The organism is Desulfatiglans sp. (assembly GCA_012513605.1).
Taxonomy (GTDB): Bacteria; Desulfobacterota; DSM-4660; order Desulfatiglandales; family HGW-15; genus JAAZBV01.
The window spans coordinates 101,660-113,833 of record JAAZBV010000017.1 but is presented as its reverse complement, the minus strand read 5'-3'; the positions used below and the strand labels follow the sequence as shown (position 1 = coordinate 113,833).

Here is a 12,174-nt window from a genome sequence, read left to right as displayed (position 1 = left end):
GGCATTTTCATCATCCAGATTTTTTATCTTAATGTCAAAGACCCTGAAATCATCCGGCAGGCCGTCATCTGTTTTACCCCAGTCATCACCGCTGTCACTAGAGATATAAACCCCTCTGGATGTCCCCGCATAAATCCTGTTTGGCTTTTCAGGGTTTACTGCAATTATGTAGATAAGTGTATCTCCGGGTATACCGTCATCCCATCCTTTCCAGCTTTTTCCTTTATCTTTACTCATATAAATAGAGGGGATGGATTGAAACCGACCCTTTTTATCAAGATAACCACCTGCCCCAGCAAAGAGCATATCACCATCCGGTGTAGCGGCCATAGATATAATGTTCCTGTTTTTGATCCCCTCTGATGAAGATACCCACCTCCTGTTTGCGGCATCCCGCCTGAATAAATCCTTTACAGTGCCGGCGTAGATATCATTACCGCTGGAAATGATTGTATTAACATCCCTGTAGATGAGACCATCATTAATATAGATATCCTCTTCGGGGCTGACTATTGTTATACCTTTATCAAGTGCACCGGCGATCGTGGCGTCTTTTTCATTATCAATGTTTTTTACTATTGCTACAGACCTTACATTCTGCCCCTTGTACGGCTCTATTCTAGTAAGTGTCTCCATGTTCAGGTCAATGGAAAAGAGCCCTGCCCCTGTTGTCGCCACATAGAGTGTCTCTTTTTCAGAATCGAGGAAAAGCCTCTTGAAAAAGAGGTGAATATCCTCCTGATTCATCTTCATGGGGTACCAGCTCCTGCCGCCATTGTCGCTCTTATAGATACCTTGGCCATATGCAGCCGCATAGCAGGTTATATTGTTCTCCTGATAAACGATTTCAGATCGTCCGCAGGAAGACAATATGAGGAAAAATGCGGATAAAAGAAAAAACAGGGTGTTTAAGAGTCTTTCATTTTTCATAGTGTTTTTCTGTAAAAGGTTAATGTTGGTTCGTTAACTGGTTAACTGGTTTACCTGTTAACTGGTTAACTGGCCTGAATACACCTCCGGCCTTTGAGTTACATGGGAGGGCAGAGGTTTAAGGTTCAGGGTTTAAGGGAACAGGTTGACTAGTTAACCGGTTAACTGGTTAACTGGACAACCAGGTTGTAATGTCAGATATGGATTTTAACTGACCTCTGACTTCTGACCTCCCTGTCCACCGTAACCTTGGTGGAGGCGGATGCCTTCTGACTTCCGTCTTCTGACTCCTGTTTTCTAATTACTCTTTCCTATTCCCATGTTCAAAAAGAGCTCCCTAAAGCAGGTTCATGACCTGCGCTTCAGGTATCTCCAGATCCCTTCTTACCCTTTTTTCAGCATTCGATTTTTCATCAAACAAAAGGGCAATATCAAATGTATCTTTTTCCAGTGAACCGGCTGACACTGTATCTTCACAATGGCTCGCCAGGACCAGGCCGATCCCCTTTTCTTCTATTATATCCTCTATGAATTCTCTGACCATAATGGGGCCGATAAAGAGGATCCTTTTATAACCCTCTTTTTCTATCTTGATAAGCCTCTCTGTAAGCCTCCCCCTTAAGAATTCATATTCCTTAAGCTTTCTTAAAACGAATTTTACTGCAAGCTTTGATTTCTCTTCGATTCCCTTTGGTGTAAGAAAATAAACATAGCCTATTTTATGTTGACTATGCCTGAAATTACTAATTTTAACAAAACCTTTATCTAAAAGGCTCTTCAATATATAATTCACCTGCCCAAGACTTATACCTGAATTATCCGCCAGCTGTCGCTGTGTGGATATCTCCTCTCTGTCCAGTGCATCAAGAATCTGAAATGTCTTTTCGGAATGCTTCATGCCGGATTTCCACCCTCATTTAGAAAAATTAAGGCATGTTCATTTTTGAACGGAATCCTATTTAGAACACCTGTTTTTGTCAATAGTAATTTTTATTTTTTGGTATTTTTTAGGATAAACAATAGTTCACCACGGAGTCTTTTATCTTTTGCTTTTATACCTTGTTCCGTGGTTAAAAAATACATAGAGTTGATACATTAATCATCTTTCAGGATTTTTATATAAACACTCCTCGACCTTGGCCCATCAAACTCACAGAAAAATATCTTCTGCCATGTACCCAGAACAAGGCTGTTATGTTCGATGATTACTGTAACTGAACTGCCTATCAGCGATGCTTTTATATGGCTGTCCGAGTTTCCCTCACTGTGCATATAGTTTTCATTTTTCGGGACAAGCCTTGTAAGTTTACTGATGATATCATCGCATACCGAAGGGTCTGCTCCCTCATTAATCGTTATTCCTGCGGTTGTGTGGGGTACATATATAATGCATGCACCCTCTTTAATGCCGGATCGTGATATTTCATCCTGTACATAATGGGTAATATCGATCATCTCTGACCTTGATCTGCTTTTTATCACAATCTTTACAGGCACTACACGGCGCCCCCTTTTGCCTCTATGGCCACATGATCATCAAACCCTGCCTCTTCAAGGTATACATTAATGGTTTCATCTGGTTCTATGTTCCAGACCCCGCCCACATAATTGGCCTGAATGGGCAGCTCCCTGTATCTTTTTCCCCTGTCAACAAGGGCAACAAGCTCTATCCTCCTGGGTCTGCCAAGGTCTATGAGGGCATCCATTGCAGCTCTTATGGTTCTCCCGGTAAATAGGACATCATCTATTAGGATCAGGATTTTTTTATCAATAGAAAAATTTATCTCTGTCTTACCTATCTTTGGTGAAGGGCCAATCCTGGTCCAGTCATCCCTGTAGAGCGAAATATCGAGTATCCCTGTTGGAAATTTCTTTCCGGTCAGATCATTTAGAATTGATTGCAGCCTTTTTGCTAAAAATGCCCCTCCTGTCCTGATGCCAACAAGTACAATCTCATCAGCATTTTCCCTGTCATTATCTAAGATCTCAGAGGCAATACGTTTAAGTGCCGCTTCTATATCCCTTTTCTGAAAAATGATCTTTTTACCAGTGGCTTTTATTTCCATAGTGATATCCGTTTTAAGTTAGATTAATCCGGTCTTCATAACTCAAACCTAATAAAGGTAAAGAATTTATCATGTAACAAACTAAAAAGCAAAGTATTTTGGGTAATCAAGCCTTGATATCCATTGTACTATCGGCTAATATTCACCCATCATGAAAAATATTGAGAACCTCTATAGAAAACTGGATTACTACTTCACAAGAACTGACCTCATTTCTGAGGCGCTCAGGCACTCATCATATGTCAATGAATACAGGGAACTCCGGCTAAAAGACAATGAAAGGCTTGAATTCTTGGGTGACGCGGTGCTTGATCTGGCAATAAGCCATATATTAATGGAAAAGTTTTCCGATCTCAGAGAAGGGGACCTCTCCAAATACAGGGCAGCAATTGTTAATGAAAGCGGGCTATGCAGGGTAGCCAGGTTTCTGGAACTTGGGAAATACATCTTTCTCGGTAAGGGTGAGGAGATTACCAACGGCCGTGAAAAGCCTTCAATCCTTGCCAATACCATGGAGTCTGTGCTCGGGGCGCTTTACATGGATGCAGGATTTGAAAAAACCCTTGCAATAATTACTGTGCTTTTTATGCCTGTTATTGACAATATCAAATCAAAGAAATCAGATAACGATTATAAGAGCATGCTTCAGGAATATACACAGGAACAACTAAAAACCCTGCCTGAATATATACTTACTGATGAAAACGGCCTGCCGCACAATAAGACCTTCAGGGTTGCGGTAAAAATAGGTGAAGCGGCTTTTGCTGAAGGCATTGGCAAAAGCAAAAAAGAGGCGGAACAGAACGCCGCGAGGGAAGCTTTTTATTGTCTGGCAAAAAAAGAAGAGATCTGATCATACCTGTTTTTATACCCTTTTTGGGCTGCCCGCATAAATGTATTTTCTGTCGGCAGGACAGGATAACAGGGCAGACTAACAGCCATATCCGGGCAGAGGGTGTAACCGTGCTGATTGAACAGGCCATAAGGTCACCAAAGTATACAACTGCGGGATCAAGAGAGGTGGCCTTTTATGGAGGCACATTCACCAGTCTGGGAATGGAGTATATGTCAGAGCTTCTCGGTGCAGTTCAACACTACATCAAACATAATGAGATTGATTCTATCCGCATCTCCACAAGACCTGATGAGATAGATGAAAGACGGCTTGAACTTATCAGATCATATGGCGTTACTACTGTTGAACTGGGTGTGCAGTCAATGAATGATGAGGTTCTGCGAAAATCCGGCAGAGGTCATACATCTGAACATACTGTTAATGCTATATCACTCTTAAAAAGGCATGGTTTTAAGACCGGGGTACAGCTACTGCCCGGGCTTCCCGGTGATTCATATGATATCTTCCAGGCAACAATAGAAAGCGTAATAGCGCTTGCCCCTGACATGGCAAGGATATACCCTGCCATTGTTATAAAAGACACTGGCCTTGCAGAATTGTACATCAGAGGCAGGTACAACCCCCTCTCCCTTGATGAGGCGGTCAGGATATGCTCCGTCAGCTGTATGCGTCTAGAGGCAAACGGCATAAACGTGATACGCATTGGGCTTATGTCCACGCCATCGCTCCTTGAGGAGGGTGAGATACTGGCCGGCCCGTGGCATGATGCCTTTGGTTTTCTGGTAAGGGCAGATATTTATCTGAAAAAGGTGATATCATATCTGCCTGTTCAGGGAAGTGCTTCAGAAATAGGCATCAGGATGCCTGAAAGGGAGATACCTCTTTTAAGGGGTTATGAAAACAGCGGGGTAAAAAAAATAGAAGAAACATGCGCGGCAGAGATACGATATATCAGGCCGGATAACCATATACTGCCAGGAAGAATTGAGGTAGATATTTTAGGATAGAGTAAAGAGGATAGAGAAAAGAGAGTTTTTGCCAGTTTCAATTTCCTATTTCCTATTTTCCATATCCTATTTCCTATATCCTGTTTTCCGATGTCGGGCATTGAATGATAAACTTATTAATAATTCCAACCAGAGATGAATACTATGAAAGATAACAGCTTTAAATCCGGGTTTGCCGCAATTATAGGCGCCCCCAATGTTGGTAAATCCACCCTCCTTAACAGGGTGCTTGGCGAGAAACTGGCTATTGTAAGCCCAAAGCCCCAGACCACAAGAAACCGTATCCTGGGGGTATATCACGGCGACAATTTTCAGATATGCTTTATGGACACCCCGGGTATTCACAGCACAAGAACCGTACTCCATAAAAGCATGGTTTCCTCTGCTCTGGAGGCAGTCAGCGAGGTCGATATACTTCTCTTTGTAATTGATATTACATACCCATTTGATGAAGGGGCCGAGATCATCCTGAAAGAGATCAAAAAAAGGGAGGTACCCGCATTACTTGTGATCAATAAGATCGACAGGACTCTCCCTGAAAAGATACTCCCTGTTATTGAAAAATATTCAGGGCTTTTTCCATTTGTGTCCATAATCCCTGTTTCTGCCCTGGCAGGTGAAGGGGTTGGCAGCCTGATAGAAGAGATCAGGAAAAACCTCCCTAAGGGACCTGAGTATTTCCCAAAGGATATGATATCTGATCAGCCTGATACCTTTCTGGCTGCCGAAATTATCAGAGAGAAGATATTTTTAAATACAAAACGAGAGATACCTTATTCATCAGCAGTAACCATAACCTCCATGTCAGAAAACCCTGAAAAAAGAGTGTTCTCCATCCATGCGAGGATACATGTTGAAACCGAGTCACAAAAAGGGATAATTGTCGGTAAAGGCGGGGCCATGATAAAAAAGATCGGGGAGGCAGCAAGGCACGAGCTGGAAAGACTGTTCGGAATACACATATTTCTTGAGCTTCAGGCAAAGGTTGATAAAAACTGGACAAAAGACACAAAGGCATTAAAAAAACTTGGTTATTAGACATGATAAAAAAAAGAAGGCCAGCCCGGGGAATAGGCTGACCTTCTTCTAGGAGGAAAAAGCTCGAAAAAGCTTTTTGTTTAATATTAATATTGCAATATCCCTGCCATTAATTAACTGTTTTACATTTATAGTTTATCCCTTTGTTTTAACTGTAATTTTTTAATCAATAATTTAAAATAAAAAAAATAAAACTATTTATCAGGTACAATACTTTGTACCTAATCCACACCCTGACTGTTCAAAACATTGTTAACTACTTGTTTTAATAGCAATTTTTGCGGTAAAATATATTGGACCCTTAAACAGAGATATTGTACTTTTTCATCTTATGCTGGAACAGGCTTTTTGTTATGCCTATCATATCTGCTGCATGTGACTGGACGTTATTACAGTTTTTTAATGCACGCCTTATCAGCTGCTCTTCTATCTGTTCAAGTGTCTTCTGTAAGGGTGCTCCGGCAGGGATAAATTTTTCTATGCTGATCTCATCTTCTCCCTTCAGGAGGTAGCCTGGCAGGCTTTCAGTGGTAATAATCTCGCCGCTGTTAAGGACAACCGCCCGCTCTATTACATTTTCAAGCTCTCTTATGTTACCGGGCCAGTTATGATTAAACAGTATCTTCCATGCATCAACGCTCAATTCCGGCTTTGGGCCATTTTTTTCTGAGTGATACTTATCTATAAAATGGTTTGCTAGAAGTCTGATATCCTCGCTCCTCTCCCTTAATGAAGGCACCTCTATATGTATTACATTCAGCCTGTAAAATAGGTCTTCGCGAAAACGTCCCTTTGATACATCATCCTTCAAGTTCCTGTTGGACGCTGAGAGTATCCTCACATCCACATCAATGGTCTTTGTCCCGCCCACCCTTTCAAACTCCATCTCCTGCAACACGCGAAGCAGTTTCACCTGAAGGGCAGGAGAGGTCTCGCTTATCTCATCAAGAAAGAGCGTACCCCCGTCAGCAAGCTCAAACCTCCCCTTTTTCATGGAGACAGCCCCTGTAAAGGCCCCCCTTTCATGACCGAAGAGCTCGGTTTCAAGCAGTGTTTCTGTGAGTGCCCCGCAGTTTATGGAGATAAATGGCCTCTCCTTTCTGGGGCTGTTGTAGTGGATGGCATTGGCTATAAGCTCCTTTCCAGTGCCTGATTCCCCTGTAATCAGCACAGAGGTCTTTGACTGAGAGACCTTTTTTATCAGGTCATATATCTCCTGCATGGGCCGACTCTTGCCAATAATATTTCCGAACCTGTACCTGTCGGATAGGGCCTCGCTTAAAAGCCTGTTTTCCTTGATAAGCCTGTAGTTATCCAGGGCCTTTTTTACAGTAAGTTTCAGGGCCTCGTTTTTGAATGGCTTTTCTATATAGTCATAGGCTTGTTTTTTCATGGCCTCCACAGCCATCTCGATTGTACCAAATGCGGTCATGATTATTATAGGGATGTCGGCATTTATCTTTTTTGCCTCCTCAAGGATGGTCATACCGCTAATACCAGGCATCTTCATATCTGTAATGACAAGATCAAGGTCTGTTTCCCTTATCAGTTGAAGCGCCTTTCCAGGATTATCAGCAGTTATTATCTCATATCCTTCAGGTGCAAGAAGCGCCTCAAGAACTATCAAATAGTTTTTTTCATCATCTACAATAAGAACTGTATCCATGCAAACCCCTTCTTACACCTGTTATCTGATCCTCTTTAAAAGGCGTACCATTACACTAGTTCCATTACCTTCAGTGCTTTCTATATCTATTTGCCCGCCATGCCCCTCAATTATCTTCCGCACAATTGGCAACCCAAGGCCGCTCCCCTTTTGCTTGGTGGTAAAAAAGGGGTTAAAAACCTTCTTCATGCTTTCTTCACTTATGCCGCTTCCAGTATCCTTGATTTCAAAATTATAGGCTCCCCGCTCCTCTGCTATACTGATAATAATTTTCCCCATCCCTTGGATAGCCTGTATGGCATTAATAATCAGGTTCATGAAGACCCTGTGTAAAAGATCCTGATCCGCCTCGATCATATATCTCCTGTTCTCAAGGTTGTTCTCAACAGAGATGCCCTTTTTTTCCAGCTCCGGCTCAAGAAATTCTATATTTTTATTGATGATCTCTTTCAGATCACACTCCCTTAAATTTAGCGCATGGGGCCGTGCAAAATCTAAAAATTCAGTTACAATCCGGTTTAGTCTTATAGACTCTTCAGTTATAACACCTGACAGCCTTTTGTGGGTTTCAGTGGCATCAGGCATATTGTTAAGGAGTTCAGAGGTGCTCTGAATAATACCAAGAGGGTTTTTTATCTCATGGGAGACACCTGCCACCATCTCGCCAAGGGCTGCAAGACGTTCTGCAAGATTAAGCTGCTCCACCAGTTTTCGCTGTTCAACAGCCCTGTTCTCTATTATCTTTTCCGCCTTTCTCACAATCAGAAGCATGGAGATAAAAATAATCACCATTATTATGGCGAAAACACCGAAGGTAGTATATTGCCTCTTTATTATCGAGTTATACTGTTCGGTCAGATCAAGCACCAGTTCAATAATACCCAGGATCATCTCTTCACCGGTAAGAGGAATATATTCTTCACCGGTAAGAGGAATATATGTTTTAACCTTTTTCTGTCCTCCTAATATCCCTGTACCTAATCCCCAAAGATTATTTCCATCTGAAATCAGTTGAACGGACATCTCTCCTTTCAGTGCCTTAAGATACCCCTCTGTTTTTTCAGTCCTCTTTCGAATGAGAGAAGGGTCTGTGCTGTATACTATAATCCCCTCTTCAGGGGAGTATATGGTTACAATATCGACATTTAGACTTTCGGTTGCCTCCCTTACAACCTTGTCCAGGAGTTCCATCTGGGGTTTAATGCTGAGCCTGATTGCCTTGTATTCATACCATACAGGGGTATAAAAATTAATCAAAAGCTGATGATTAATATTTCCACTCACCTCCTGTGCATAATTCTGATAATTGAGTATGAGATCATCATTTGCCTTCTTTGAGATAAATGCAGCAAATGGAATACTGCTTAATAAAAAGACAATAAAGCTCGTAATCGCAAAATATTTAGCCAGGCGGAAGGGCTTTATCTCTGGAGTGCTTTTCATGAAACGGTTTGGAGACATATTTTTATCCGGTATTTTTTCTGTTCATATAACACTAATATAAGGAAAAGAGAATAGAGGAAATGGGAAAGGGAAAACAGGAAATAGAAATTTGGAAATAGGTAAGAGGAAAAGGGAACCTCCGAGTTCTCTTTTCTGTATTCTCCTTCCTGTTTTCTCTTTCCTGCGCCTTTTCCCCCATTGACTTGTCAAACCTCTACAGGTAAAAGGATTCACTATGAAATATAAAGATCTGCCATATATGCTTTATGCTGATGAATGCGGGAACATCTATGATCACCCCTATTTACGCATGGCCGGGTTTTCAGGGGATACCCTTTCAGGTATATCAAAAAGAGACCTGATCAGGATGCCCTCATTCAGCAAGCTTTTTTATTTCCCGAATTGCGCCCCAATAGGGATCGACCCTGAAACAGGTGTGGCAGAGGCGGTGGAAGTGATAAAGATCGGCAGGAAGAGCCACAAATGCCTTGCTGTTGCAGCATTTCTTGAACCCGGCTTTGTGAGGAGCCATCTCCCGGCTGTTGATTACAGCACAAAGGATTATATCCTCCCCATGTGGGGATACACGGCTGTTGGTTTCAAGAGTGAAGAATACCATGTGACAGGGTTCAGGGTAGAGTACAACCACAAGTGGGACCCGTTTAATTATGATGACCGGCTCCTCCCTAAGGCAATAGAGAGATACAAAAAAAATTGTACTGACACCCCGCTCGTAGAACACCTTACAGACTGCGCTGCCAATAACCACTGTTTTGCCGCAAAAAATCTCTTTTTTGGCAGATGGGAGGCCCCTTTACCTGTAAGTCGCAGCTGTAATGCAAGCTGCCTTGGCTGCCTGAGCCTTCAGGAGGATGATATCACAAGGTCATCCCACTTCAGGATATCATTTACACCAAAGGTAGAAGAGATAGTAACAGTTGCTGTCAACCACCTTGAAAAGTCAGAGGAGGCTATTGTGAGTTTCGGCCAGGGGTGCGAAGGCGAACCGCTCACAGAATACAGGCTTATAAGAGACAGCATAAAGGAGATAAGGAGACAGACAAAAAAGGGGACAATAAACCTGAACACAAACGGGAGCTGGCCTGAAAGGGTCAGGGAGGTTATCGAGGCAGGGCTTGATTCCATAAGGATAAGCCTTAACAGCGCCAGAAAGCCATTTTACAATGCCTATTACAGGCCAAGGGGATATACCTTTGAGGATGTGCTCTCATCAATAAAGCTCTCCAGGGATATGGGGCTCTATACCATGATCAACTACCTTATCTTCCCCGGTGTTACTGATCAGGAGGATGAGATCAGCGCCCTGGGTGAGCTGATAAAAAATACCGGTTTGAATTTTATCCATTTTAAAAACCTAAATATTGATCCTGATTTCTACCTGAAAAGCATGCCCCTCACAGATTCACCTGCAAAGGGCATGAAAAGGATGGCGGAAGATTTGATTAAAGATTTCCCGGAAATTAAGCTTGGCTATTTTAATCAGACGAAAAAAGAGGCGCAAGGCGCAGGGCGCAAGATTCAAGGCAATATATGAACCGCAAAGACGCAAAGAGCGCAAAGTTTTTTTGATTTAAAAATAATAACCTTTGCGTCCTTAGCGCCTTTGCGGTGAACTTTTTCTTCTGACTCCTGTCTCCTGCCTTCTCCTCTTTCCTCTTTTCTATTTTCTCTTCTCTATTTCCTGTTTTCTTCCCTCTTCACTGCCCTGTAACCTATATCAGTCCTGTAGTATACATTCGTCCATTTTATTTTATTAACAACCAAATAGGCCTTTTTCTGGGCTTCACCTACTGTATTTCCGAGGGCTGTCACACAAAGGACACGTCCTCCTGAGGTTACAACATTTCCATCTTTCATGGCAGTGCCTGCATGAAATACCTTGATATCTACCTCCTCCTTTTCAGGAAGACCGGAGATGACATCCCCTTTATTATACTTTTCAGGGTATCCGCCCGCTGTCATTACCACCCCGAGCGCTGCACGCTGATCCCATTCTGCCTTAACCTTATCGAGGCTCCCCTCGATGGTTGCCATGCAAAGCTCAACCAGATCGGACTTAAGCCTTAAAAGTATGGGCTGTGTTTCGGGGTCACCTAAGCGGCAGTTATACTCCAGCACACTCGGTGTGCCATCGGAAAGCACCATAAGCCCTGCATATAAAAACCCTGTATATGGAGTGCCTTCATCTGCCATTCCTTTTACAGTGGGTTCAATAACCTCCTTCATTACCCTTTTATACAGGTCATCGGTCAGGACAGGTGCAGGTGAATAGGCGCCCATACCGCCTGTATTGGGGCCCTGGTCTTCATCATAAACCGCCTTGTGATCCTGTGATGTTGCAAGGGGCAGAACATTCTTACCATCCACCATTACAATAAAGCTTACCTCTTCACCCCTGATACACTCCTCAACAATAACCCTTTTACCTGCCTCACCGAATGCAGTGCCTGAAAGCATATCCTTTGCGGCAATTATAGCATCATCATGCGTCTTTGCGATGATAACACCCTTTCCGGCTGCAAGGCCATCCGCCTTGATAACCACAGGGAGTTTATGTGAAAGGATATAGGCCCTTGCAGCTTCAATATCGGTAAAAACCCTATATTCAGCAGTCGGTATCCCGTGCCTTTTAAGGAAATCCTTTGTAAAGACCTTTGACCCCTCAAGCTGGGCTGCTGCTTTTACAGGGCCGAAACATTTTAGATTTACCTTTTTAAAGGCATCAACAATACCATCCACAAGGGGCGCCTCAGGGCCGATAATAGTGAGGTCAATCCCCTCTTTTTTGGAAAACTCAACAAGCGCCTCTATTGCATCCACCTTGATATCAATATTTAAAACCCCCTGTTCAAGGGCAGTGCCTGCATTACCCGGAGCGACATATACCTTCTCAATCCCTTTAGACTTAATAGCCTTCCATGCAAGGGCATGTTCTCTTCCGCCACTACCTACGATCAATATCTTCATATAATCACCTCAGAAATTTATGAGGATGGAGTATAAGTAACAGGGGCTTTCATGTCAACAATAAGGGATGCCTGAAATTTTTATTGTAAATATGGGGATTTTAGGCTTTAATACCCCAAATTTGTTTTGATTTTCTACTGGATCGAATCATTTATTACACTATCTTCATTATCGGTTAGT

Annotated in this window: 11 protein-coding genes; 4 read left to right on the top strand and 7 right to left on the bottom strand. The window is 42.6% G+C overall.

Annotated features, from left to right (window positions below):
• The 4 genes from GX654_02385 to pyrR all read right to left on the bottom strand — a co-directional run.
• On the bottom strand, window positions 1-930 hold a 930-nt coding region (locus GX654_02385; GenBank protein NLD35695.1), incomplete at its 3' end, for a hypothetical protein.
• Window positions 931-1,267: 337 nt separating this feature from the next.
• Window positions 1,268-1,828, bottom strand: coding sequence for a MarR family EPS-associated transcriptional regulator (locus GX654_02380; protein NLD35694.1), 561 nt, complete (start codon window positions 1,826-1,828; stop codon window positions 1,268-1,270).
• Window positions 1,829-2,025: 197 nt separating this feature from the next.
• Entirely contained in the window at window positions 2,026-2,427 is a 402-nt protein-coding gene (locus GX654_02375; protein ID NLD35693.1) for a YjbQ family protein, read from the bottom strand.
• Entirely contained in the window at window positions 2,427-2,996 is a 570-nt protein-coding gene (gene pyrR / locus GX654_02370) for a bifunctional pyr operon transcriptional regulator/uracil phosphoribosyltransferase PyrR (protein ID NLD35692.1), read from the bottom strand. The genes GX654_02375 and pyrR overlap by 1 nt, the downstream gene beginning before the upstream one ends.
• Window positions 2,997-3,147: 151 nt before the next feature.
• On the opposite strand from pyrR, the gene rnc reads away from it, so the two are divergent.
• From rnc to GX654_02355, 3 genes are all read left to right on the top strand, one after another.
• Window positions 3,148-3,849, top strand: a complete 702-nt coding sequence (gene rnc, locus GX654_02365) for a ribonuclease III (GenBank protein NLD35691.1) — start codon at window positions 3,148-3,150, stop codon at window positions 3,847-3,849.
• A complete protein-coding gene (locus tag GX654_02360) occupies window positions 3,822-4,859 on the top strand; it encodes a radical SAM protein (protein NLD35690.1) in 1,038 nt (345 codons plus the stop codon). Before rnc ends, GX654_02360 begins: the two co-directional genes overlap by 28 nt.
• A 144-nt stretch (window positions 4,860-5,003) precedes the next feature.
• Window positions 5,004-5,897, top strand: a complete 894-nt coding sequence (locus GX654_02355; GenBank protein ID NLD35689.1) for a GTPase Era — start codon at window positions 5,004-5,006, stop codon at window positions 5,895-5,897.
• A gap of 301 nt (window positions 5,898-6,198) precedes the next feature.
• On the opposite strand, the gene GX654_02350 is transcribed toward GX654_02355, so the two are convergent.
• Both GX654_02350 and GX654_02345 read right to left on the bottom strand, forming a co-directional pair.
• A complete protein-coding gene (locus tag GX654_02350) occupies window positions 6,199-7,563 on the bottom strand; it encodes a sigma-54-dependent Fis family transcriptional regulator (GenBank protein NLD35688.1) in 1,365 nt (454 codons plus the stop codon).
• 21 nt (window positions 7,564-7,584) lie between these two features.
• Window positions 7,585-9,024: a GHKL domain-containing protein gene (locus tag GX654_02345; GenBank protein ID NLD35687.1), complete on the bottom strand. Its 1,440-nt coding sequence runs from the start codon at window positions 9,022-9,024 to the stop codon at window positions 7,585-7,587.
• Window positions 9,025-9,241: 217 nt separating this feature from the next.
• Here GX654_02345 and GX654_02340 point away from each other — a divergent pair, with 217 nt between their 5' ends.
• Window positions 9,242-10,561 carry a radical SAM protein gene (locus tag GX654_02340; GenBank protein ID NLD35686.1) on the top strand — a complete coding sequence of 440 codons (1,320 nt, stop codon included), beginning with the start codon at window positions 9,242-9,244 and terminating at the stop codon, window positions 10,559-10,561.
• A gap of 140 nt (window positions 10,562-10,701) precedes the next feature.
• On the opposite strand, the gene purD is transcribed toward GX654_02340, so the two are convergent.
• A complete protein-coding gene (gene purD / locus GX654_02335) occupies window positions 10,702-11,994 on the bottom strand; it encodes a phosphoribosylamine--glycine ligase (GenBank protein ID NLD35685.1) in 1,293 nt (430 codons plus the stop codon).
• Between the last annotated feature and the right edge of the window lie 180 nt (window positions 11,995-12,174).

What these genes read in the sequence shown, in the direction of transcription:
- GX654_02350 (NLD35688.1), bottom strand. Translation starts at nt 7,563, where the DNA reads ATGGATACAGTTCTTATTGTAGATGATGAAAAAAACTATTTGATAGTT.
- rnc (NLD35691.1), top strand. Translation starts at nt 3,148, where the DNA reads ATGAAAAATATTGAGAACCTCTATAGAAAACTGGATTACTACTTCACA.
- GX654_02340 (NLD35686.1), top strand. Translation starts at nt 9,242, where the DNA reads ATGAAATATAAAGATCTGCCATATATGCTTTATGCTGATGAATGCGGG.
- GX654_02345 (NLD35687.1), bottom strand. Translation starts at nt 9,024, where the DNA reads ATGTCTCCAAACCGTTTCATGAAAAGCACTCCAGAGATAAAGCCCTTC.
- purD (NLD35685.1), bottom strand. Translation starts at nt 11,994, where the DNA reads ATGAAGATATTGATCGTAGGTAGTGGCGGAAGAGAACATGCCCTTGCA.
- GX654_02380 (NLD35694.1), bottom strand. Translation starts at nt 1,828, where the DNA reads ATGAAGCATTCCGAAAAGACATTTCAGATTCTTGATGCACTGGACAGA.
- pyrR (NLD35692.1), bottom strand. Translation starts at nt 2,996, where the DNA reads ATGGAAATAAAAGCCACTGGTAAAAAGATCATTTTTCAGAAAAGGGAT.
- GX654_02355 (NLD35689.1), top strand. Translation starts at nt 5,004, where the DNA reads ATGAAAGATAACAGCTTTAAATCCGGGTTTGCCGCAATTATAGGCGCC.